The sequence below is a fragment of the Williamsia herbipolensis genome, assembly GCF_036153515.1.
GTDB lineage: Bacteria > Actinomycetota > Actinomycetes > Mycobacteriales > Mycobacteriaceae > Williamsia_A > Williamsia_A herbipolensis.
The window spans coordinates 2333880-2356674 of the sequence record NZ_CP108021.1 but is presented as its reverse complement, the minus strand read 5'-3'; the positions used below and the strand labels follow the sequence as shown (position 1 = coordinate 2356674).

Sequence of the window (22795 nt, the reverse complement as noted above, 5' to 3'; positions counted from 1 at the left end):
CTCCAGCCCCTGAGCGAGCGCTCGGGCGGGGTGTCCTGGTTCGGCCGGCCCGGTGCTCGTAGGCTGCGTTCATGGATATCTCTGGAGCAAGTGCAATCGTCACCGGTGGTGCCTCGGGCATCGGAGCGGCCGCCGCGCGGCAGCTCGCCGCGAAGGGCGCCCACGTCGTCGTCGCCGACCTACAGGCGGAGAAGGGCGAGGCCCTCGCCAAGGAGATCGGCGGCGTCTTCGTCAGCGTCGACGTGACCGACACCGAGCAGATCAAGGCCGCCGTCGACAAGTCGCTCGAGCTGGGACCCCTGCGTGCGCTGGTCAACTCGGCGGGCATCGGATCGGCGCAGCGCACCATCGGGCGTGACGGCGAGTACGACTCGGCGTTCAACCTCGACAACTACAAGAAGGTCATCGCGATCAACCTGATCGGCACCTTCGACTGCATCCGCCTGGCCGCCACCGCGATGAGCCGCGGCGAGGAGACCGCCACCGGCGAGAAGGGTGCCATCGTCTCGATGGCCAGCGTCGCGGCGTTCGACGGTCAGATCGGGCAGGTCGCGTACTCGTCGTCGAAGGGCGGTGTCGTGGGCATGACCCTGCCCGTCGCCCGCGACCTCGCGGCCGCCAAGATCCGCGTCAACACCGTGGCCCCGGGTCTCATCGACACCCCGATCTACGGCGAGGGTGAGGACTCGGAGAAGTTCAAGGCACACCTGGGCCAGAGCGTGCTGTTCCCGAACCGGCTCGGCAGCCCCGACGAGCTGGCCTCGATGGTCATCGAGCTGATCACCAACTCGTACATGAACGCCGAGGTCGTCCGCGTCGACGGCGGCATCCGGATGCCCCCGAAGTAGATCTCGCGACGGATCAGCCGGTGCGGCCGAGGATGAGTTCCACGGTCTGCGCCGGCTGATCCCACATCGGGAAGTGGCCGCACTTGTCGAACCAGTGCAGCTCCGACCCGGGGAACGCGGCGTGCGCCCGTGCGGCCTGCTTGGGCAGCGTCACGCGGTCCTGTCGGCCCCAACCGATGGTGACCCGGCCCGGCGTCGTCCCCTCCGGTGCGCCCTCCTGCAGCGGACCGTCGACCAGAGCGTCGAGCGCGTCGCGCAGCGACGTCGCCTTCTTAAAGCTGCGCATCTCGTGCAGTGCCACCGACGAGGGCAGTTTCCACGGCGCCGCCGAGAACTGCGTCAGCAACGCCGTGCGTCCGACCGGGTTGCCGGTGAGCGCCGGCATCACCGGCTGCAACCCGAGGACCAGCGGCAACGACGCCTTGAGGGCGGTGCTGAAGAAGCGGAGTTCGCCGGGGCTCCAGAAGCCGCCGGGATCCAACGCGACGGTGTCGCCGCCGACGCCACGTCGCGCGAGCTCGAGGACCATACGTGCGCCCATCGAGCTGCCGACCGTGTCGATGCCCGCCAGATCGTGGGTGTCGATGAAATCCGAGACCGCATCGGTGAGCGACGCGATCGTCACCTCGCCCGGGAGTGGCGGGGTCTCGCCGAATCCCGGGAGGTCGACGCTGATGACGTCGCGGTGCTGCGCGAGTTGATCGAGGATCGGTGACCACGACTCCCAGCTCGCGCCCAGGCCATGGACCAGGAGCAGTGGGGTGCCGCTACCGCGGCGATCGAAATGGAGTGCCACGCCTGACATGGCGCACGACCCTTCTGGTGGGAGATCCCGGTGCGACGACTGGTGCGTCACCAAAGGGCTGTGTCCTCGACGCTACCGGCTGCGCACGGATACTTCTCGCCCCATCATGCGTCCATCTCATGGCGGGTATGCCGTGCTGTCGCTTTTCGCATGCCACCTGTGTCGTTAGCGTGTGGGAGAGAAAGGGTTTCACGAGAGGAGGACTGCCATGTTGGCCGCAGTATTGGATGAATTCGGCACACCGCTGGATGTCCGTGAGGTACCCGATCCGGGTGTGCGTGACGGCGAGGTGGTCGTCGACGTCCTGGCCACGTGCGTCCTGCCGTACGCGTCCGAGGTGTTCGGGGGAGAGCGACGCTACCCGTTGGAGACCCCGGTCATCCCGGGCCTCGGCGGGATCGCGCGGGTGGTGACGACGGGACCCGACGCGACACGTCTGACCCCGGGAGACCTCGTGTGGTGTGACGCGACGGTCCGTTCGCGGGACGACGCGAACACGCCGGACATCACGCTGCAGGGATGGAGTTCGCGGGGCGACGGTGGTCTGCGGTTGTCGCGCCATTTCCACGACGGGTCGTTCGCCGAGCGGATGTCGGTGCCCACCGAGTGCGTGTACCCCCTGGGGGACGTCGACGAGGCGGACGCGGCGCGGTGGTCGGCACTGGGGGTCTACCTCGTGCCGTACGGCGGCCTGCTCGCCGCCGACCTTCGGGCCGGCGAGTCGTTGCTGGTCAGTGGCGCGACGGGAAACTTCGGCAGCGCAGCGGTCGCGGTCGGGCTCGCGATGGGGGCGAGTCGGGTCGTGGCCGTGGGGCGCGATCGGCGGGTCCTCGACGACCTTCGTGTGCGTCTCGGCGACCGCGTTCGCACCGTGGCCCTGACCGGTGAGGCCGAGCGTGACCGGTCCGCGATGATCACCGCCGGGGGCGGTCCCCTCGACGTGGTGCTCGACATCCTTCCGCCTGCCGTCGATGCGGGCGTGGTCCGCACCGCGGCCATGACCGTCCGCGAGTACGGCCGCGTCGTCCTGATGGGCGGGGTGGGAATGCTCGGCGGTGCCGATCTCGCGCTGCCCTACCCCTGGCTCATGCGGAACTCGGTGACCGTCCGCGGGCAGTGGATGTATCCGCGTGAGGCGAACGGTCGCCTGATCGAACTGGCCAGGGCCGGTCTACTCGACCTGGATCAAGACGCCGTCCACACTTTCCCGTTGGGCCGCACGAACGACGCCATCGCGCACGCCGCCAGCCACGGTGGCCCGTTCACGAGAACCGTTCTCACGCCGCATGATCGGTGATACACCGCGTCGCCCGCATCAGCCTGCGGTGCCCCGGAGCGCATCGATCATCGCAGCGATCGCAGGATCGACCCGGCCGCCCCGGCGTGCGAGGACGACACGACGAGATTCGGTGGGTCCGTCGTCCACCCGGAGCAGTCGGACGCCTGCGGGCAGGACGTCGGCCATGTTCGACGCCACGGTCGTCACCCCGAGCCCCGCCGTGACGAGGCTCGACTTGGTCATCCAGTCGCGGGCCACGTGCGCCACGTGCGGCTTCCCCGGAAGCGACGGCCACGCCCCGAGCAGGGGTTCCTCGGTGCGCGACGGCGCGACGATCCACCGCTGATCCATCAGCTCGACGCGGGTGACGGATTCACGGTCGCCCAGCGGACCCGAGGCCGCGACCGCGACCATGAGGGTGACCTCGGCGATGGTCGTGACGGCCAGATCGGGTGACTCGGAGTCGAGCGGACGGTGTGGCGGACGCGATGTCACGACCACGGCGTCGAGGGAACCGGCCCGGACCGCGCGCACGAGCGCGGGCGACGACCCCTCACGCGTCGTGACCACGAGATCGGGACGAAGACGGCCCAGTGCGGCGAGGGCTCGCGGAACGAGAACCGCTCCCGCACTGAAGAACATGCCGAGACGAATCGCGGGGCCGGTCGTCGACGACCCGCTCAGAGTGCGCTCGGCCGCGTCGATCTCGTCGAGAACCCGCGCCGCGTGGGGCAGCAGACGCGAGCCGGCCGGCGTCAGGACCACTCCGCCGGGCACGCGGTCGAACAACCGGGTGTGCGCCGCCTTCTCCACTGCAGCGACCTGACGGGAGATCCCGGACTGGGTGTAACCGAGGGCCTGCGCCGTGGCGGTGAAGGTGCCCCGCTCGGCGACCTCGCGGAGTACCCGCAGGCCCGAGATCGAGATGTCCATGACGATCGATGATAGTCAGCGAGCGCGCGCGTCGATTTCGTCATCTCTGTGGCTGCCGGGGGTCACGAGCGCGACGATCGCGTCGCTGACCGAGTCCAGGTAGGCGGCATCCACCGGCTGCGCGCGCACCGCCGACCGCCAGTAGACGGGACCGGCCAGCAGGTCCATCGCGAGTTCGATGTCGGTGCCCTCGGCGATCTCCCCGCGATCGCGGGCGCGGGCGAAGATCTCGGCGGCGCGTTCGCGGCGAGGCACGCCGATCATCCGCGTGTGGAGTTCGGCCAGTTCGGGATTGCGTCCGGATTCGGCCACGAGGTCGGGGAGTATGCGCGAGAAGAGTGGGTGGTCGAGCCAGAGTCGAAGTGCCTCCACCGATTCACGGATGTCATCTCGGAGCGAACCGGTGTCCGGTGTGGCGGCGAGCTCGACACTGAAATCGGACAGGACTGCGATCACCATCGCCGTCTTCGATGGCCAGCGGCGATAGAGGGCGCTCTTGCCCACTCCGGCCCGTTTGGCGACGGCCTCCATCGAGAGACGTCCGATGCCGACCTCCGCGAGCGTCTCGAGCACGGCCCGAGTGATCGCGTCGGTGGTGTCGGACCGCAGAACGGCGGCTCCGCTGGGACTGCGTCGGGTCATCCAAAGAGCCTAGCAACGAACGGGACGGTACCGTCCCGTGTATGTTCGAACGGGACGGTACCGTCCCGACCATCACGCGACACTGGAGCTGACCGATGACACCCACCGACACGGTCGAGCACGCACTCGACCTGCTGATCGCCCATGACATGCGCGCCTTCGTCGAGCTGTTCGCGCCGGACGGCGTGATGGAGTTCCCGCTGGCGACCGGCGACGCGACAAGCGAGGTCCGGGGGCGGTCAGCCCTGCACGAGTACCTCGACGACTATGCGTCGATCCTCGACATCCGGTCCCTGGACCGCATCGTGCACGTGACGACCGACCCGGAGGTGGTCATCGCCGAGTTCACCGCGGACGGCGTGGTCGTCGCGACCGACCTGCCCTATCGCATGGTCTACATCGCGGTCATCACCGTCCGCGACGGCGCGATCGTGCGCTACCGCGACTACTGGAACCCGGCGGCGGTCGTCGACATCGTCGGTGCCGACGCGCAACTCGCGGGCGGACGATCGGCGTGAGAGAGGTTCTCGTCGTCGGTGCGACCGGGACCGTCGGCAGCGCGGTGTCGGAGGCGTTGTCCGCGGAGGGTGTCGCCCACCGACGGGCAACGCGTGCGCCGAAGACGCCGGGAGACATCGGGTTCGACTGGTTCGACGCGGCGACGTGGTCGGCCGCCCTGGCCGGGGTCTCGGCGGTGTATCTGATCGCGCCTGTCGGAGCCGCGGATCCGGCCGTGGTCGTCGAGCCGTTCCTGCGCACGGCCCGAGCCGCCGGTGTGCGCCGAGTCGTCGTGCAGAGTTCCTCGGCGGTGTCGTCGGGCGATCCCGGTCTCGGCGAGATCGACGCTCGGGCACGCGAGATCATCGACGAGTGGACGATTCTGAGGCCGTCGTGGTTCATGCAGAACTTCACCGGCAGCTCGTCGCTGGCCGAGGGGGTGAGGGGCGGCGAGATCGTCACCGCGACCGGCGACGGACCGGTGGCCTTCATCGACGCCCGCGACATCGCCGCGGTCGGAGTGCGGGCGCTGGTCGACCCGACGCCGCATGTCGGGGAGTACGTCTTGACCGGTCCGCGGGCACTGACCTATGGGCAGGCCGCGCAGGTGATCTCGCGGAAGACGGGCACGTCGCTCGTGCACCGGTCGGTGTCGGCCGACGAACTCGCCGCGCTACACATCGAACACGGCATGCCCGCCGACTACGCGCCGATCCTCGCGGCGCTCGATCGCGACATCGCCGCCGGATCGGAGAATCGGGTGACCGCCGCCGTCGAGGAGTTGACCGGCCGTGCGCCGCGATCGTTCGAGGAGTTCGTCGGCGAATGGTTCACGGTCGCGGCCGACTGAACGCGCGTGGCCCGTGCGAACGCGCGGCGTGCGGGGCGCGCGTGCGAACGGTGGGCGCGCGTCGACGCCCGATACAACGACAGCGGGCCCGGTCCATGAGGACCGGGCCCGCTGTGCGTGGTGTGTCAGATCAGAACGCGGCTTGGTCGAGCTCCATCGGGTCCGAGCTCACGAAGCTGCGCCTGACGCGTGGTGTGTCAGATCAGAACGCGGCTTGGTCGAGCTCCATCGGGTCCGAGCTCACGAAGCTGCGCCTGACGCGTGGTGTGTCAGATCAGAACGCGGCTTCGTCGAGCTCCATGGGGTCATTGTCGATGTTGTCGATGATGGCCTTGGTGGAGGTCAGCTGGGGGAGCATGTTCTTCGCGAAGAACGAGGCGACCGCGATCTTGCCCTCGTAGAACGACTTGTCGGCACCGGTGGCGCCGTTGTCGAGCGCGGTGAGCGCGACCTCGGCCTGGCGCAGGAGCAACCAGCCGATCATGAGGTCGCCGACCGACATGAGGAACCGCACCGAGCCGAGGCCCACCTTGTAGAGCTGGGTGGCGTCCTCCTGGGCTCCCATGAGGAAGCCGGTGAGGGTGGCGGCCATGCCCTGCACGTCGTCGAGGGCGGTCTTCAGCAGCGCGCGCTCACCCTTGAGGCGACCGTTGCCGGCCTCGGAGTCGATGAACGAGCTGATCTGGCCGGCCACGTGCGCGAGCGCCTGACCCTTGTCGCGGATGATCTTCCGGAAGAAGAAGTCCTGCGCCTGGATCGCCGTGGTGCCCTCGTACAGGGTGTCGATCTTCGAGTCACGGATGTACTGCTCGATCGGGTAGTCCTGCAGGAAGCCGGATCCACCGAGGGTCTGCAGCGACTCGGTCAGCGTGCCGTAGGCCCGCTCGGAGCCGACACCCTTGACGATCGGGAGCAGCAGGTCGTTGACGCGGAACGCCATGTCCTTGTCGGCGCCAGAGACGATCTGCGCCGACGACGGGTCCTGGTGCGATGCGGTGTAGAGGTAGATCGCGCGCAGGCCCTCGGCGTACGCCTTCTGGGTGAGCAGTGCGCGACGCACGTCGGGGTGGTGGGTGATGGTGACGCGCGGTGCGGCCTTGTCGGTCATCTGCGTCATGTCGGCACCCTGGACGCGCTGCTTGGCGTAGTCGAGGGCGGTCAGGTAACCGGCCGACAGGGTCGCGATGGCCTTGGTGCCCACCATCATCCGAGCGTGCTCGATGACGTCGAACATCTGCGCGATGCCGTCGTGCACCTCGCCGACGAGCCAGCCCTTGGCCGGGATGCCGTGCTGGCCGAAGGTGACCTCGCAGGTGGCCGAGACCTTCAGGCCCATCTTGTGCTCGACGTTGGTGACGAAGACACCGTTGCGCTCGCCGAGCTCACCGGTCTCGAAGTCGAAGTGGTACTTGGGGAGGAAGAACAGCGACAGTCCCTTGGTGCCGGGGCGCGCGCCCTCGGGGCGGGCCAGCACGAGGTGGAAGATGTTCTCGGTCATGTCCTGATCGGCCGAGGTGATGAAGCGCTTCACGCCGTCGATGTGCCACGAGCCGTCGTCCTGCTGTACGGCCTTGGTGCGGGCGGCGCCCACGTCGGACCCGGCGTCGGGCTCGGTGAGGACCATGGTGGCGCCCCAGCCGCGCTCGGCGCAGATCTCGGCCCACTTCTTCTGCTCGTCGGTGCCGTTGTTCCAGAGGATCTCCGAGAAGCCGGTGCCGGCGCCGTACATGAAGAGGGCCGGGTTGGCGCCCAGGATCATCTCGCTGATGGCCCAGAACAGGGTGCGCGGGGCGGGCATGCCGCCCAGCTCCTCGGTGATGCCGACCTTGTCCCATCCGGCGTCCATGAACGCCTTGTAGGACTTCTTGAAGGCCTCGGGCAGCGTGACGGTGTGGTTCTCGGGATCGAAGACCGGCGGGTTGCGGTCGGAGTCGACGAACGACTCGGCGATCGGGCCCTCGGCGAGGGTCCGGACCTCTTTGAGCATGTCGATCGCGGTCTCGCGGTCCAGGTCACCGAAGTCGCCGCTGGCCAGGACCTCGTCGAGCTTGAACAGCTCGAAGAGGTTGAACTCCAGGTCTCGCAGGTTGCTCTTGTAATGGCCCATCAGGGAATTCCTTCGTTCTACGGGGCTGGGTCGACGCACGAACTAGGCGCCTACAAGCGAGCGATCGGTAGGTTACCCGCGAGTAATAACGCCAAATATACAACCGGACCCGGCGCCTGCCAACTCCCTTGTGACCGATGTGGCCAACATCCCCCGGGCGCTCCCGTGTGAGCTGCCGTGACCCGTGGACGAGGGTGGGGTCAGGCCAACTGTTCGCGGAGAAAGGCCAGGTCATCGGCCACGCCCTCCGCGGGCGTCTCGAGGATGACCGGGGCCGATGCCGCGCGGGCGACCTCGACGAGGACCTCCGAGCCGATGTGTCCGTCGGTGAGGTTGGCGTGCCGGTCGCGGCCGGAGTCGAACTCGTCGCGCGAGTTGTTCAGGTGCACCAGGTCGATGCGGCCCGTGATGTCGCGGATCCGCTCCACGAGCCCGACGAGGTCCTCGCCGCCGGCCCACGCGTGACAGGTGTCGAGACAGAAGCCCGCCTGATCGAAGTCGCCGACGGCGTCCCACAGCCGCTCGATCGATTCCAGCGTGCGGGCCATGGCGTGGTCGCCGCCGGCGGTGTTCTCGATGAAGATGGGCACCGCGAACCCGCCCTTGTCGGCCTGACGCTCGAACAGCTTGCGCCAGTTGGCGAATCCCTCGGCGTCGTCCTCGCCGTCACCGAGGTGGCCTCCGTGGACCACGAGGCCGATGGCGCCGAGGTCGGCGGCCGCGGCGGCCTGGAGCTCGACCGCCTTGCGCGACGGCATCCGCAGCCGGTTGTTCAGGCTCGCGACGTTGATGATGTACGAGGAGTGCACGACGACGTCGATCGGTGACGACCGGATGCGGTCGGTGTCGGGGTGCGGTTCCGGCTTCGGCATCTTCCGGTCCTGCGGATCCGTGACGAACATCTGCAGCAGATCGGCGCCCATGTCCTCGGCGGTCCCGATCGGGTCGGTGTCGGTGCGTACGTGTGCTCCCAATCGCATGACTCCCACGATAGGAGTAGTCCAGAGTGGAGACACCCGGCGGAGTGCACGTGGGCGCGGTGGCGGGCGAGAGGATGGTCGGGCGATGGAACGACTGAGTGGGTTGGATGCGTCGTTCCTCTATCTGGAGACGCGCTCGATGCTCATGCAGGTGGTCGGTCTGATCGAGATCGACCCCTCGACCGTCCCCGGCGGGTGGTCGTTCGACCGCATGCTGCGGGAGATGGACCGTCGCATCACCGCGATGCCGACCTTCCGCCGCAAGCTGCACGACTCCCTGTTCAACCTCGACCACCCGGTGTGGATCGAGGACCGGGCGTTCGACATCGAGCGGCACGTCCACCGGGTCGCCCTGCCGGATTCCGGCGGCGACACCGAACTCGCCGAGTTCTGCGCCCACATCGCCGGGGTCCCGCTCGATCGCAGCAAGCCGCTGTGGGAGCTGTGGGTGATCGAGGGGCGTCCCCACGGCAACATCGCGATCATGCTGCGCATGCACCACGCGGGCGTCGACGGTGTCTCGGCCGCCGATCTCCTCGCGCAGCTGTGCTCGCTGACCCCCGAGGACCCCGACCTCGACGAGGCGAAGGTGGGCACCTCGGCCGGCGGCGCATCACTGCCGGCGCTGGTGGCCGACGGTCTGGTCAACTTCGCCGTCCGCCGCCCCATCTCGATCGCGCGGATGCTGCCCCAGACCGTGCGGGTCCCGTTCCAGTGGGCGAGTCGGTCCCGGTCGAACGAGGCCATGCCGGCGCCGTTCAGCGCCCCGCGCGTCGCGTTCAACGGCACCATCACCCCGCACCGCTCGATCGGGTTCACCCAGATCTCGCTCGACGACATCAAGACGATCAAGAACCACTTCGACGTCACCATCAACGACGTGGTGATGGCGGTGGTCGCCGGTGGCCTGCGGAAGTATCTGGCCGACACCGACGACCTGCCCGACCGGCCGCTCATCGCCGCGGTCCCGGTGTCGACCCACGGCGAGGAGGACGACCGGCTCGTGGTGGCGGGGACCAACCAGGTGACCGCGATGATGATGACGCTGCCGACCGACGTCGACGATCCCATCGCGCGGATCGAGGCCATGCGGGAGCTGTCCACGACGGCGAAGTCGCACCACAATGCGCTCGACGCATCCTTGCTGCGGGGGTGGGCCCAGCTCATCCCGCCGATGACGATGGGCGCGTTGACGCGGCTGTACTCGAACTACCGTCTCGCCGAACGTCATCCGGCGGTGGTGAACGTCATCATCTCGAACGTGCCCGGCCCGTCGTTCCCGCTCTACTTCCTGGGGTCGCGGATCCGGGCGCTCTTCCCGCTCGGTCCCGTCGCCCACGGGATGGGGCTCAACGTCACCGTCATGTCGTGCGACGGTCAGATGAACTTCGGCGCCATCGCCTGCAAGGAGCAGATGCCCGACGCGTGGCCCCTCATGCGCGCGATGGAGAACGACGTGAAAGCACTTCTCGCCGAGTGCACGTCGTGACTCACGCCTGAGCGAGCAGCTCGGCGGCCTTCTCGCCGATCATGATCGCCGGGGCGTTGGTGTGCCCGCGGATGATCACCGGCATCACCGACGCATCGGCGACCCGCAGTCCCTGCACGCCGCGCACGCGCAGATCGGGATCGACGACGGAGTCGTCGTCGGTGCCCATCCGGCAGGTGCCCACCGGGTGGTAGAGCGTCTGGGTGTCGAGGTTGATCGCCGCGTCGACGAGTTCGCCGAGGGAGGGGTTGCCGTCGAGAGCCGGTCGCAGGTAACGGTTCCCGACGACGTTCGACAGCGGCGCGGTCTCGAAGAGCTTCGCGCAGATCTCGACGCCGGCGGCTAGCGTCGCGCGGTCGTGCCCATCGGGATCGGTGAGATAGCGCGGGTCGATGATCGGTGCGGCGAGCGGATCGGCCGAGGCCAGACGCACGGTGCCGGCGCTGCGCGGCTGCAGCAGCACCGCCGCGATCGTGATGCCGTCCTCCTCGGGCGCGACGAGACCCTGACCGAGGAACGGTGCGGGCACGAAGAGGATCTCGATGTCGGCGAGGCCGGAATCGTCGAGACCGGTCTGCAGGAAACCGTAGGTCTCGGCGACGTTCGAGGTGAGCATCCCCTTGCGGCGGGCGAGGTAGTTGATGAGCGACTTCGGCTTCGTCGCCCGGTACAGCGTCGGTTCGTCGGTGGTGCGGGTGATGCCCGCGGCCAGGTGATCGAGCATCTTCGATCCGACGTCGGGTCGGTCGACGAGGACGTCGATGCCGTGGCCACGCAGGTGTTCGGCGTCGCCGATCCCCGAATGCATCAGCAGGGCAGGGGAGTTGACCGCACCACCGGACAGGATGACCTCGCGCTTCGCGGTGACCACGCGGGTGGTGCGCTCCTCCACGAACTCCACCCCGACCGCGCGGGTTCCCTCGAACACCACGCGGGTGGCGTGGGCGCCGGTGAGCACCGTGAGGTTGGGGCGCTTCATCGCCTCGCGCAGGTAGGCGTCGGCGGTGCTCTCCCGCGCCCCGCGACGCTGGGTCACCACGGTCTCGGTGAACCCGTCGGGGGTGGCGACGTTCGGCGGCGCCTGCTGATAGCCGAGCCGCGCGGCCGCGGCCATGCACAGGTCGTTGAGCGGACTCGGGCTGCGCTGGCGGGAGATCTCCATCGGTCCGCCGCGCCCGTGGTCGGGGTCGGTCGACCACGGGGTGTTCTCGATGCGCCGGTACCACTTCACGGCCTCGGAGTACGACCACTGGTCGCCGGCGGCCGCGGCCCACGCCTCGTAGTCGGCGGCGAAGCCGCGGACCCACATCATCGCGTTGAGCGAACTCGACCCTCCCAGGGTCTTGCCGCGAGGCCAGAAGATCTGGCGCTGTTTGAGTTCGGGCTGGTCGGCGGTGAAGTAGTTCCAGTCCACCTCGGAGCCGAAGAGCTGCGCGAACGCGGCGGGGATGTGGATGAACTTGTCCTTGTCGGGGCCGCCGGCCTCGAGCAGGGTGACGTGGGTGTCGGGGTTCTCGGTGAGGCGCGCGGCGATCACCGCCCCGGAGGACCCGGCCCCCACGATGACGTAGTCGCTGCCGGGCACCGCGGAGTCGTCCATGACGTCGATCCTATGGACGCGCGCTGCTGCGGGAGGTCGATTCCGGGGTCTGGGTGCAGACCCAGCCGCACGCCTCGACGAACACCGGGGTGAAGATCTCCGACTGCAGTACGCAACAGGCGTGTCCGGCAGCGACATCGAACCGCCGCGCGCCGGGGATCCCGTCGACGAGCAGCTGTTGGCGCGCGATCGGGATCACCCGATCGCGCGTGGTGACACACACCGCGGTCGGCACGTCGATCTCGCCGAGCCACGGCCGCGAGTCGAACTGGCCGAGGGCGTAACCGATCTCGCCCATGTGCGACAACCGCGTCGACCGGACCTGGCGGAGTGCCCACGCGCCGTCGGACAGGCCGCGTTCGTCGAGGGCGTGCGGCTCCAGGCCGGGGACCGGTGTCGCGAAACGCTGGGCGGCGAACCGGGTGATCGCGTCGATACGGGGGCGCCCGGTGGTCGAGGAACCGAAATACGGTCCGGTCGAGGCGAGTACGAGCCCCGACACCCGGTCGCGGTGGCGCCGCCACGTCAGCTGGGCAGTGCCGCCGCCCATCGAGAACCCCGCCGCCACGAACCGGTCGATCCCCAGGGCGTCGGCGAGGGCGACGACGTCGTCGGCGCAGTCGTCGAGCGTGAAGCGGGGCGAGCGGATCCCCCGACCGTGCCAGCGCTGATCCATCGTGATGACGCGGAAGTCCGCGCGCAGGTCGTCGATCACCGAGTACCAGGACAACAGGCCGGTCGTGACGACCGCGTGCAACAGGATGATCGGCGGTTTCGCGGCCTCGGCCGCGTCGATCCCACCCGCGTCGATCCCACCCGAGGCGATGCGCGCCGAGTCGGTGACGTAGGTGGCGCCGCGGTCGCCGAGCTGCACCATCGTGCCGGTCGGCACGTCGGCGGTGGGGTGGGTACGGAAGAAGCGGCTCACCCCGCCGGCGAGGCGGTCCACGATCGTCACCGCCATCGGATGCCCGGTTCCCGTCGATGGCTCATCGATCCGATGGTAGCGATCGACCCCCGGTGCGGTGACGCTGCGCGCGCCACCGCACGGGCCGGTGGCGGCAGGGCCGAAGATGAATTTTCGCCGAGTCGAGGTGACGGGGCGACCAAACTCAGACAAACTGAGGTTTCCGGTCGATGAACGCCCGGCGAACTGCGGCGGAGGGTGACCGGTTGACGATTTCCGAGGCGGGCCGCGCAGAACAGTCCGAGCCGCCCCGGCCCCCGTCGGCCGACACCACCACCCCGCCCGATACCGCGGCGCCGACCACCTCTGGGCTCGACGACACACGCACGCCGTCCCGATTCCGCGATCTGCGCTTCTACCGGTGGACGGCGATCGCGGTGTGGTTCGCGGTCATGGTGTGGCAGTTCACCGAACAGGGCCTGGCGTTCGACCGCACCCGGCTGATCCTCTGGATGTGCCTGGGTCTGGCCGCGGCGAGCATCGGCCGTCGTCGCGTCATCACCGTCATCATCGACTGGTTGCCGTTCGCCGGCGTGCTGCTGCTCTACGACCTCACGCGCAACGTCGCGCAGTGGATGGGGATGCCGACGCACTGGCACCTCGCGCCCGATGCCGACCACTTCCTGTTCGGCGTGAACCCCACCGTGTGGTTGCAGTCGCACATCAAGGACGCGTCGCCGCCGTGGTGGGAGGTGATCACCAGCATCGTCTACGTCTCGTACTTCGTGGTGCCCTACGTGGTCGCCGGGGTGCTGTGGTTGCGTGATCGCACCGCGTGGCGTCGGTACGCGGTCGCGTTCGTCGCCACCACGTTCCTCGCGCTGGTCGGGTACACGCTCGTGCCCGGTGCCCCGCCGTGGGCCGCGGCGCGCTGCACGGCCGAGCAGGTCGTCGACAGCCCGCGGGATCCGCCGTGCATGTACTCCGAGATCCCGCCCGCCTCCGGGGGGCTCCTGGGCCCGGTGTCGCCCTCGGACCCGGGGGCCGCGCCCTACGTGGAGCGCATCTCCGCGCGCGGCTGGGACGTCCTCAACGTGCGGGCCGCGTCGACGTTGCTCACCGTCGGGCAGTCGAAGGCGAACCTCGTCGCCGCGATCCCGTCGCTGCACGCCGGACTGACGATGCTGTTGGCCCTGTTCATGTGGCCGCGGGTGCGCGCGCTCGGCCGATCTCTCTTCGTCGGGTACGCGCTGGTGATGGCGTTCACGCTCGTCTACACCGGTGAGCACTACGTCTTCGACATCCTGCTCGGCTGGGGTCTCGCCGCCGGCGTCATCGGCGCCCAACGCCTCTGGATCCGCAGGCGGTCCGGTCGCGAGACAACCCCGACATACGCCCCGGGGGTATCCTCGACACCGTGAGTCGCGTCCGAGGGATCCCGCGCCGTCGCATCGTCGCGGCCGCCCTCGGTCTCGCACTCGCCGTCGCGGTGATGCACATCTTCGTGCTCTGCGGCGGCGCACACGGCGACCGGCACACCGCAGCCGGATCGGCGGTGTCTGCGATGAGCGGGCATCACGCCGTCATGACGCCGTCGACCGACCGCACCGAACGTGTCGGCGCCTCGACACTCGACTGCACCGGTCACGACCACGGGTGTGTGTTCCTGCGCGGCGAGGTCATCGCCCTCGTCGTGATCCTCGGGGCCGTCACCCTGATCGCGCCGCTCGCGCGTCTGTCGGGCGTGTGGATACGACGCCGGCCGTCAGTGCTGGGCCGCGCACCGCCCTGGGCCATCCCCGGCCATCTCGAGCTCTCGGTGATCGTCCGCTGACACGACCGCGCCCCGCCCGGTCCGATCCAGCACACACCAGGAGTACACACACATGTCCCACAACAGAATTCGTCGCGCCGTCGCCACGGTCGCGGCGCTCGCCGCCGTCGCCGTCACCGGCGTGGCCTGCGCCTCCGACGATCCGGTGTCGCACAACGCGGCCGACGTCACCTTCTCGACCGAGATGATCCCGCACCACCGACAGGCGGTCGAGATGGCCCAGATGGTGCCCGGTCGCAGCACCGATCCCGAGGTGGCGGGCCTCGCTCGGGAGATCGCCGCCGCCCAGCAACCCGAGATCGATCAGCTCAGCACCCGGCTGCGCTCGTGGGGCGAGCCGGTGCCCACCGGGACCGGCCACTCCATGCCCATGTCCGGGGACATGTCGATGAGCGGGATGATGAGCGACGCCGACATGTCGGAGCTGAGGTCGTTGTCGGGGCGGGCGTTCGACCAGCGGTGGCTGACGATGATGATCGACCACCACTCCGGCGCGATCACGATGGCGCGCACCGAGGTCGACAAGGGACTCGACGCCGACTCGATCGCGTTGGCTCGCGGCATCATCGGCAGTCAGCAGGCGGAACTGAACCGCATGCGCGCGATGCTCGCCGACTGAGGGGGCCCGGCAGCGGTGCGGTCAGCTCGTCTCGAGCTGATCTGATCCCTGCCGGCGACGGCGCCATCCACCCTCGGTGGGTGGCGCCTCGCCGAAGTGGTCGGCCTCGGCCGAGCCGTAGTACGCCACGGCGATGGCGCCGATCACCGCACCGATGAAGCCGACGATGGCGAGCCAGCCCAGACCGGGTTCGGCCTTGTCGCCGAGGAAGAGCACCCCGATGATGCCCGGGATCGCGGTCTCACCGACGACGAGCACCGCGGTGACGCCGTTGACCGCGCCGAGCTGCAACGCGACGGTCTGCACATAGAAGCCGACGGCGCCGGCGATGGCGATGGTCCACGCGGCCGGGTCGGTGATGAGCTCGACCGGATCGAACGAATCGATGCCGCGGAGAATGCGCACCGCGATGGCGATGACGCCGAACAGCACTCCCGCGGCCGCGCCGCCGAAGATCGCCGCGCGGGGGCCGAGGCGGTACATCGCGTAGACGGCGGCGACCGCGATCACGGCGGTCGCGCCGAACAGACCCCAGTGGAAGGCGAAGCTGTCGGCACCCTCGGTCTTGTGTCGCGTGGACGCGACGCCGAGCATGCACAGCGACGCGATGACCGCGCAGATCGCGATCCAGTCACGGGTGTGGAGGCGGATGCCGAGGACCGCTGTACCGAGCAGTGCGGTGACGATGAGGTTGGCCGAGACGATGGTCTGCGACAGGAACAGGGGGAGCAGACGGGCCGCGATGGCACCGCCGCCGAAGCCCAGGACGACCAGCGCCGTGCCGACGAGGAAGGCCGGATCACGCAGGGTCGCCGCGGTCGAGGCGACCGAGGGACCGCCGGCCGAGTTGACCGCGGGATCGCCGCCGGCGTCACGGGCGGCGACCGCGGCGCGACGGGCGCCGAGTGCGCGCAGCACCGACGACAACCCGTATCCGACCGCGGCGAGCGAGGCGAAGACGATGCCGATCACGAACATCGAAGCCTCCTCCACGCGCGCTATGGTGATTGTGAAATAGGCCCTAACCAGGTCTTTTCCCGTCGGTTTCCAACCGTTGGCTAAGCTACCATGTTTGATGTTCTGTCCTTTATCTGCGGTGCAGAGTTAACGGGGTCCCATGTCTCGCCCAGGGTCCAAGCGCGTGCTCATCACGTTTGGTCGTTCCTTTCTCACGCTCGATCTCGCCCGCCTGATGGCCGCCGGCGGGCACGAGGTGACCATCGTCGACAGCATCTCCCTGCCTGTGAGCCGCTTCTCCAACGCGATCTCGGCCTTCGAGAAGGTGCCGTCGCCCACGTTCGAGCCGCGTGCCTACTGCCGCGAGCTGGCGCGCATCGTGACCGAACGCGAGATCGACCTGCTCATCCCGGTCCACGAGGAGACCGACATCATCGCGATGTTGCGCGCCGATTTCCCCGAGACCTGCGAGCTGTTCCTCTCCGATTTCGAGGTCGAGAACAACCTGCACAACAAATACGAGTTCCAGCGGGTGCTCGCCGAGCGCGGCATCCCGACGCTGAAGTTCGCGCAGGTGCGCACCCAGGCCGATCTCGACGCCCTGGATTTCGACACCCCGTTCGCGCTCAAGGAGTGCTACTCGCGGGGATCGCAGAAGGTCTACAAGGTCACCCCGGGCGAGCTGCCCACCGACATCGAGTTCTCACCCACGAACCCCTGGATCGCGCAGGAGTGGATGAAGGGCACCCCTTACTGTTCGTACTCGGTGTGTCGCGACGGAGAGGTGTTGGCGCACACCGTGTATCCGGTCGGCTACGCGATCGACGGACGCTCCTGCATCGCCTTCGACGCGATCGAGCACGCGGGCATCCTCGACTGGATCACCTCGTTCGTGAAACAGATGAACTTCACCGGACAGGTCGGGTTCGACTTCATCGAAGACGACGAGGGCGCCCTGTTCACCATCGAGTGCAACCCGCGTGGGACCAGCGGCATCATGCTGTTCGAGCCGCACAACCGCGTCGACCGGGCGTTCACCGGCCAGACGACCGAGATGATCACCCCGGACCCGGGCACCCGCAAGATGATCGGCTTCGGGATGGGGCTCTACGGCTGGAAGAAATCGGCACTGAAGGGCAACACGTTCCGGGGCTTCCTGCGCGACTTCCGCACCTACGACGACGTGATCACCAACCGCCACGACCGGTTGCCCGCGTTCATGATGCCGATCGCCTACCTCGACATCGCCCGCATGTGTCTCAAGTACCGCGTCGGCCTCGCCGAGGCGTTCATGCACGACCACGAGTGGGACGGCGTCCCGATCGAGCCGTGAAATGGCCAGGGCGCAGCCTCACCTACGGGTCGCCTCCCGCCCGCAGTTGCCGTGTTCGCACGGTCGCTCATCGTTCGCATGCCGCCGGCAGCATGCGAACGATGAGTGGGCGTGCGAGCGGTGCGTGAACGTGCGAAAAGCCGGCTCAGGCGGGGCGGTGCGCGGTGCAGAACGCGACGATGCGCGCGACGGTGTCGGTCTGACCGGTGAACAGTCCGCCGTGTGCGACGCCGTCGATCTGGGCGAACTCCGCGTTCGGCATCTGTCCCGCCGCGGCACGACACCCCTGCGGGGGGAAGAACAGGTCGTGTTCGAAGGCGAGCACCAGGGCCGGGAGATCGAAGGCCGCGAGGTGTTCGGGCAGTGGCTCGTTCGCGGTGATCCACGAATACGATGCCTGCAGTTGACCTCTCATGCCTTCCGCGCTCGTCCACACCTCACCCGAGGCGCCCAGCACCTGCTCCCAGCCCACCACCGAGGCCGGATCCTGGAGCAGCGACGGTTGCAGCGTGGTCATCAACTGCTCGAAGAGCATGACGTCGGCGGGAATCTCGCCGTACTTCTCGAGCAACCCAAGTTCCATGCGGCCGACGAGTTCGCCGATCGGCGAGGGCTGCAGGCCCGCGAGCAGCACCGCGGCCCGCACCATCCCCGGTTGTCGACGCACCAGCGCCTGCGTGGTGTAGCAGCCCATCGAATAGGCGACGACGAGCACCTGCTCGAGTCCCAGTGTCTGCACGAGACATTGGGCGTCGAACGCCAGGTCGTCGACGACATACGGCGGCTCGGGCGCCGACGACGGCGCGACCCCGCGCGCGCAGTAGGTGATGGTCTCGAATCCCGCGGACGTCAGTGCCTCGACGACGCCGGTGTACTCCCACACCTGTGCGGGTTGGCCCAGACCGCCGACGAGCAGCACCGCCGGACCCTCGCCGGTCCGGGTGACCTCGAGGGAGACGCCGTTGCCCACATCCACGAGAGTCATTGCGACACCTCGGTGCGCAGGTCCGACGCGCCGCTGAAGTCGATCTGCGCGGCGGCGTTGGAGACGGCGGTGACCATACCGGTCCCGATCGGCCCGCGGGTGTCGAACAGGGTGGCGGTGCCGACCGACAGGCCGGCGTCGGTGATGTGGGTGTCGGCCTGCAGGCCGATGTACTGACCGACCGGCAGACGTGAGATCGCCACCGTCAGATCGCAGTTGATGTAACCGATGCCCTTCGACCCCCAGTTGGTCACCAGGCTCGTCGCCTCGGCGGCCATCACGGTGGTGACGAACGGCGTGTTCTCGACCCCGTCGATCACGGGGATCATCGTGGCCCACAACCGTTTGCGGCCCGCGTTCTGGTGTTCGCTCATCACCGGCGTCCACCCCATGTCGTCGCTGCCGTACCAGCGGAAGCGGCTGTCGTCGGTCGGTGGGTCGAAGGGGTGCTCGGAGTGCCATTCCTCACCCGGCGGCTCCTGCGACGGCCGCAGCGCGACGAGGGTGGCCTGGGCGACGACGGTGTCGCCCTGGGACAGTTCGACCTCCGACACCCGGATCCGATGTCCCGATCGCACCAACCGCGTGTGTGCTACGAGGGGTTCGCCGCGGGCAGCCTTGAACAGGTCGATGGTGATGCGGGCCGGCACGAGCTCGGGCGACCCGTGCTCGGCCTCCACCGCATGGGCGGCCGCGGCACACACCGCGGGCCCGTTGAGCATGTCCGGACCCCATCGACCGAACGCATACTTCGACGGCACGTATCGACCCTCGTCGTCGAGGGTGAACATGAAGTACCTGCGGTCCGGGTCCTTCGGGGTCGGAGGGGTCATGGGGTCACCTTGTCTGCTGTCGTGATCTGGCGGGTGCGGTATTCGGTGGCGACCACCGCGAGCGAGGCGATCGCGAGCAGGACGCCGAGTCCGAAGAGCACCGGGTAGGTCAGGGCGGGAACGACCTGGTGGACCAGCGCCAACACCACCGGCGCCGCGAACCCGAGGTAGGTCAGCGAGTAGAAGACCGCGGTGAGCCCGGCGAGGTCCTTCGGCCCGGCGATGCGCCCGACCTCGGCCAACCCCGCGACGAGCGCCATGCCGTACCCGCCGCCGAGCACCGCGCCGGCGGCGAGGGCGACCCATGGGTTCAGCGTGCTCGAGGCCCAGGCGCCCATGCCCATGCCGACCGCGAGGAATCCGATCGCCACCACCGAACCGCGGGCCGAATCGGGTCGGTCGATGCGCCGCGCGACCGACTGGATGGCGAACCCCGAGGCCAACGTCACCAGCGTGATGAGTGCCGCGTAGGCGATGTCGAGGCCGCCGACCTCGTCGGCGAGCAGCGTCGGCAACACCGCGTAGGCGGCCGCGGCCGACCCGAACACCCACGGCGCGACGGGCACGACGACCCGCAGGAAACGTCGGTGACCGATGGCCGGGATGCGCAGATCGTCGCGCAGACGCCCCGGCGCCCCGGCGCGCACCACGGTCTCCGGGGCGCGGACCACCCACGCCGTCGCGACCACGCACAGCGCCACGTTCACGAGGTAGGGCAGCGTCGCGGGCAGAGGCGCCCACTGGGCCAGCACGCCGGCCATCGCGGCGCCGATGCCGAGGCCCGCGGTGAGGCTCATCGCCGAGCGGCGCGCCCCGCGACTGCCCGAGGCGTCGGTCTCGAACGGGGGTGACGAGAGTTCTTTGATCCAGCTGCTGCCCACGGCCATCGCCAGGCCCAGTGCGATGCCGCTGCCGATGCGTCCGATCACCAGCAGGGCCACGTGGTCGGCGCCGAGCCCGAGGATGATCGACCCGATCGCGGCCACCGCCGGGGCCGGGCGCATCAATCGCGCACGTCCGAATCGATCCGACAGCGGGCCGCCGATGAGCAGCGCGGGCACGATGCCGAGCACGTAGGCGAACAGCAGCGCATCGACCACCGGGCCGGACAGTCCGTGGTCGCTCTTGTACATCACCAACAGCGGGGTGAACTCGTTCCCGCCCCACGCGATCGCGAACATCGCCGCCGCGACACCCCACCACCGGCCGGTGGCACCGCGGGCGGCCGAGGGGTCGGCGGCGGTCACCTGCGGTGCGGCGGCGGGGGTGTCGGACATGTCGTTCATCGAACCACCCCGCCACCCGGGGCCGTCGCACCCGGTCAGGCCAGGGGTGACACCAGACTCATCGACGACGCGACGCCCAGGGCGACGGCAGCGGAGGCGAGGTCGACACGGTTGCGCAGGGTGTCGAAGCAGAGGTCCTGGCGCTGCGTCACCGCGGCTCCCAGCATGGTGAGGGCCTGCTCGCGGTCGCCGAGGGTCCACAGGGCGTCGGCTGTGGTCAGGTACAGCTCGGCGGCCGGATCGGCCTGGTCGAGGTGGACCAGCGCCCAGGCGTAGAACTTGGCGGCGTCGACGGTGTCGCAGTCGCCGGGGCCGTGCGTGCGTCGGTACTTGCCGTACAGCTCACGGCACAGCGGCTCTGAGTCCGACCATCGCTGCAGGTGGCACATGCACCGGACGGCGTCGTGCAGGTTCGCGAGGTAGTGCACCGAGTACGGACCGTCGCGGCGCGACCGCATCTCGCGGAGCACGCTGAACTCGGCGAGGGCACGGGTGTAGTCGCCGGCCGCCAGCGCGGCGGTCGCCTCCTCCTGCAACTCGTCGATCACCCGATCATGATGACCCACGCCAGGGCGGCGACACCGGCGTTTGGCCGCATACAGTTGCGGCCGTGAAGCAGTCCCAACCGCACACCCACACGCATTCACCGGCCGCGATCGCGGTGCAGATGCGTCCGATGGCGGCCCGCATCGTCGTCGGGGTGCTCGTCGCCGTCGCGGTGGCCGTCGCGATCGGGGCCGTGGTGCTGTGGCCGTCGCAGCGTCAGCACCAGGTCCCGATCCAGTTCCAGTCGGCCGCGGCGAACGGACAGCTCGAGACCGCGACCGGCACCGTGATCGCGCAGGCGCGTGCGCAATGCCTCAACCGCGCGTCGGGATCGGTGTTCGGCGGTGCCGCCGACGTCACCCCCGTCGCCGACGGCCCCTGCATCGAGAGCACCGTCGCGATCACCTCCGGTAAGGACGCCGACGCCAACACGCTCATCGAGGTACCGACGAACCGTGCGCAGTCGGGCACCGCGCCGGGTGCGGTCACCCAGAACCTGTCGGCCGACCAGCTCGGTCGTCCGCAACCGGGACAGCCCGACCTCAAGGTCGGCGACAAGATCCGGCTCGCCGTGGCACCCGGCAACAACGGGGCGACGACCTACGGGTTCTACGACTACAGCCGCGGCACATCGACGATCGTGTGGGCGTTGCTGTTCGTCGTGGCGATCGTGCTGGTCGCGTCCTGGCGCGGCCTGCGGTCGGTGATCGGACTGGTGATCGCCTTCGCGGTGCTGCTCGGCTTCACCCTCCCGGCGATCCTCGACGGGAAATCGCCGGTGGCGGTGGCCATCACGTCGTCGGCGGCGATCCTGCTGGTCGTCATCTACCTCGCGCACGGGGTGAGTCTGCGCACGAGTGCCGCCCTGTTGGGGACGCTGTCGTCGTTGGCGGTGGCCGCGGTGCTGTCGTACGTGTCGATCCACACGATGAACATCACGGGTCTGTCGGGCGAGCAGACCACGAACCTGCAGGTGTACCAGAACGGGATCTCCACCCAGGGGATCCTGTTGGCGGGCTTCATCATCGGTGCCCTGGGTGTGCTCAACGACGTCACCATCACCCAGGCCTCGGCGGTGTTCGAACTCGCGGCAGGCGGCCGCAGCCGACGGGCCACCTTCGCCGCCGCCATGCGTGTGGGTCGCGACCACATCGCCAGCACCGTCTACACACTCGTGTTCGCCTACGCGGGCAGTGCACTGCCGCTGCTGTTGCTGTTCTCCGTGGCCGGCCAGTCGTTCTCGAACCTCGTCACCACCGACACCGTCGCCGTCGAGTTGGGGCGGTCGTTCGTCGGCGGTATCGCGATCGCGTTGTCGGTGCCGCTCACCACGGCCATCGCCGTCGCGCTCGTGCACCGACACGAACGGCCCGACAACGTCCGCGCCGGCGAACCGCATGTCCCGATCCATCCCGGTCACCGCGACGAGAAGCCGGGCAGGCACTCGCGCGTCGACTGATCCGC

The 22795-nt window shown here is 69.0% G+C and carries 22 protein-coding genes; 10 read left to right on the top strand and 12 right to left on the bottom strand.

Going from position 1 to position 22795, the window contains the following annotated elements; translation table 11 throughout:
* Nucleotides 1-71: 71 nt before the first annotated feature.
* Nucleotides 72-848, top strand: coding sequence for an SDR family NAD(P)-dependent oxidoreductase (locus tag OG579_RS10575; protein ID WP_328859097.1), 777 nt, complete (start codon nucleotides 72-74; stop codon nucleotides 846-848).
* Between the two features lie 13 nt (nucleotides 849-861).
* Here the strand turns inward: OG579_RS10575 and OG579_RS10570 are convergent, their stop codons facing one another.
* The gene (locus OG579_RS10570) at nucleotides 862-1644 is read right to left on the bottom strand and encodes an alpha/beta fold hydrolase (protein WP_328859096.1); all 783 of its coding nucleotides are present in this window, start codon (nucleotides 1642-1644) and stop codon (nucleotides 862-864) included.
* A 217-nt stretch (nucleotides 1645-1861) separates the two neighbouring features.
* Between OG579_RS10570 and OG579_RS10565 the strand changes: the two genes are divergently transcribed.
* Entirely contained in the window at nucleotides 1862-2950 is a 1089-nt protein-coding gene (locus OG579_RS10565) for an alcohol dehydrogenase catalytic domain-containing protein (RefSeq protein WP_328859095.1), read from the top strand.
* Between the two features lie 18 nt (nucleotides 2951-2968).
* Here OG579_RS10565 and OG579_RS10560 read toward each other — a convergent pair whose 3' ends face one another.
* The gene (locus tag OG579_RS10560; protein ID WP_328859094.1) at nucleotides 2969-3865 is read right to left on the bottom strand and encodes a LysR family transcriptional regulator; all 897 of its coding nucleotides are present in this window, start codon (nucleotides 3863-3865) and stop codon (nucleotides 2969-2971) included.
* A 15-nt stretch (nucleotides 3866-3880) separates the two neighbouring features.
* Complete coding sequence (locus OG579_RS10555; protein WP_328859093.1) at nucleotides 3881-4507, bottom strand: TetR/AcrR family transcriptional regulator; 627 nt, start codon at nucleotides 4505-4507, stop codon at nucleotides 3881-3883.
* 95 nt (nucleotides 4508-4602) lie between these two features.
* Here OG579_RS10555 and OG579_RS10550 point away from each other — a divergent pair, with 95 nt between their 5' ends.
* Nucleotides 4603-5025, top strand: a complete 423-nt coding sequence (locus OG579_RS10550; RefSeq protein WP_328859092.1) for a nuclear transport factor 2 family protein — start codon at nucleotides 4603-4605, stop codon at nucleotides 5023-5025.
* Nucleotides 5022-5855, top strand: coding sequence for an NmrA family NAD(P)-binding protein (locus OG579_RS10545; RefSeq protein WP_328859091.1), 834 nt, complete (start codon nucleotides 5022-5024; stop codon nucleotides 5853-5855). The genes OG579_RS10550 and OG579_RS10545 overlap by 4 nt, the downstream gene beginning before the upstream one ends.
* Nucleotides 5856-6129: 274 nt before the next feature.
* Here OG579_RS10545 and OG579_RS10540 read toward each other — a convergent pair whose 3' ends face one another.
* Together OG579_RS10540 and OG579_RS10535 are read right to left on the bottom strand one after the other, a co-directional pair.
* Nucleotides 6130-7962 carry an acyl-CoA dehydrogenase gene (locus OG579_RS10540; protein WP_045821327.1) on the bottom strand — a complete coding sequence of 611 codons (1833 nt, stop codon included), beginning with the start codon at nucleotides 7960-7962 and terminating at the stop codon, nucleotides 6130-6132.
* A 200-nt stretch (nucleotides 7963-8162) separates the two neighbouring features.
* The gene (locus tag OG579_RS10535) at nucleotides 8163-8942 is read right to left on the bottom strand and encodes a deoxyribonuclease IV (RefSeq protein ID WP_328859090.1); all 780 of its coding nucleotides are present in this window, start codon (nucleotides 8940-8942) and stop codon (nucleotides 8163-8165) included.
* A gap of 85 nt (nucleotides 8943-9027) precedes the next feature.
* On the opposite strand from OG579_RS10535, the gene OG579_RS10530 reads away from it, so the two are divergent.
* Nucleotides 9028-10431, top strand: coding sequence for a WS/DGAT/MGAT family O-acyltransferase (locus OG579_RS10530; RefSeq protein WP_328859089.1), 1404 nt, complete (start codon nucleotides 9028-9030; stop codon nucleotides 10429-10431).
* 1 nt (nucleotide 10432) lies between these two features.
* Here OG579_RS10530 and OG579_RS10525 read toward each other — a convergent pair whose 3' ends face one another.
* Nucleotides 10433-12031 (bottom strand): GMC family oxidoreductase, encoded by a 1599-nt coding sequence (locus tag OG579_RS10525; protein ID WP_328859088.1) that lies wholly within the window; start codon nucleotides 12029-12031, stop codon nucleotides 10433-10435.
* A gap of 10 nt (nucleotides 12032-12041) precedes the next feature.
* A complete protein-coding gene (locus OG579_RS10520; protein ID WP_328859087.1) occupies nucleotides 12042-12995 on the bottom strand; it encodes an alpha/beta fold hydrolase in 954 nt (317 codons plus the stop codon).
* Nucleotides 12996-13204: 209 nt separating this feature from the next.
* Here OG579_RS10520 and OG579_RS10515 point away from each other — a divergent pair, with 209 nt between their 5' ends.
* From OG579_RS10515 to OG579_RS10505, 3 genes are read left to right on the top strand one after another with little or no spacing between them, the layout of a single operon-like run.
* Nucleotides 13205-14359 (top strand): phosphatase PAP2 family protein, encoded by a 1155-nt coding sequence (locus tag OG579_RS10515; protein WP_328859086.1) that lies wholly within the window; start codon nucleotides 13205-13207, stop codon nucleotides 14357-14359.
* Nucleotides 14356-14772, top strand: coding sequence for a hypothetical protein (locus OG579_RS10510; protein ID WP_328859085.1), 417 nt, complete (start codon nucleotides 14356-14358; stop codon nucleotides 14770-14772). The genes OG579_RS10515 and OG579_RS10510 overlap by 4 nt, the downstream gene beginning before the upstream one ends.
* Nucleotides 14773-14824: 52 nt before the next feature.
* Nucleotides 14825-15391 (top strand): DUF305 domain-containing protein, encoded by a 567-nt coding sequence (locus OG579_RS10505; protein ID WP_328859084.1) that lies wholly within the window; start codon nucleotides 14825-14827, stop codon nucleotides 15389-15391.
* A gap of 21 nt (nucleotides 15392-15412) precedes the next feature.
* Here the strand turns inward: OG579_RS10505 and OG579_RS10500 are convergent, their stop codons facing one another.
* Nucleotides 15413-16369, bottom strand: coding sequence for an EamA/RhaT family transporter (locus OG579_RS10500; protein ID WP_328859219.1), 957 nt, complete (start codon nucleotides 16367-16369; stop codon nucleotides 15413-15415).
* Between the two features lie 139 nt (nucleotides 16370-16508).
* Between OG579_RS10500 and OG579_RS10495 the strand changes: the two genes are divergently transcribed.
* Nucleotides 16509-17681: an ATP-grasp domain-containing protein gene (locus OG579_RS10495; RefSeq protein ID WP_328859083.1), complete on the top strand. Its 1173-nt coding sequence runs from the start codon at nucleotides 16509-16511 to the stop codon at nucleotides 17679-17681.
* A 145-nt stretch (nucleotides 17682-17826) separates the two neighbouring features.
* Here the strand turns inward: OG579_RS10495 and OG579_RS10490 are convergent, their stop codons facing one another.
* Genes OG579_RS10490 through OG579_RS10475 form a run of 4 tightly spaced genes read right to left on the bottom strand, consistent with a single transcriptional unit; the run spans nucleotide 17827 to nucleotide 21333 of the window.
* Nucleotides 17827-18666, bottom strand: coding sequence for an alpha/beta fold hydrolase (locus OG579_RS10490; protein ID WP_328859082.1), 840 nt, complete (start codon nucleotides 18664-18666; stop codon nucleotides 17827-17829).
* Nucleotides 18663-19499: an acyl-CoA thioesterase domain-containing protein gene (locus OG579_RS10485; RefSeq protein ID WP_328859081.1), complete on the bottom strand. Its 837-nt coding sequence runs from the start codon at nucleotides 19497-19499 to the stop codon at nucleotides 18663-18665. Before OG579_RS10485 ends, OG579_RS10490 begins: the two co-directional genes overlap by 4 nt.
* Complete coding sequence (locus OG579_RS10480; RefSeq protein ID WP_408068786.1) at nucleotides 19496-20785, bottom strand: MFS transporter; 1290 nt, start codon at nucleotides 20783-20785, stop codon at nucleotides 19496-19498. The genes OG579_RS10485 and OG579_RS10480 overlap by 4 nt, the downstream gene beginning before the upstream one ends.
* 35 nt (nucleotides 20786-20820) lie before the next feature.
* Nucleotides 20821-21333, bottom strand: a complete 513-nt coding sequence (locus tag OG579_RS10475) for a hypothetical protein (protein ID WP_328859080.1) — start codon at nucleotides 21331-21333, stop codon at nucleotides 20821-20823.
* Between the two features lie 119 nt (nucleotides 21334-21452).
* Here OG579_RS10475 and OG579_RS10470 point away from each other — a divergent pair, with 119 nt between their 5' ends.
* Nucleotides 21453-22790 (top strand): YibE/F family protein, encoded by a 1338-nt coding sequence (locus OG579_RS10470; RefSeq protein ID WP_150116366.1) that lies wholly within the window; start codon nucleotides 21453-21455, stop codon nucleotides 22788-22790.
* Nucleotides 22791-22795 lie beyond the last annotated feature (5 nt).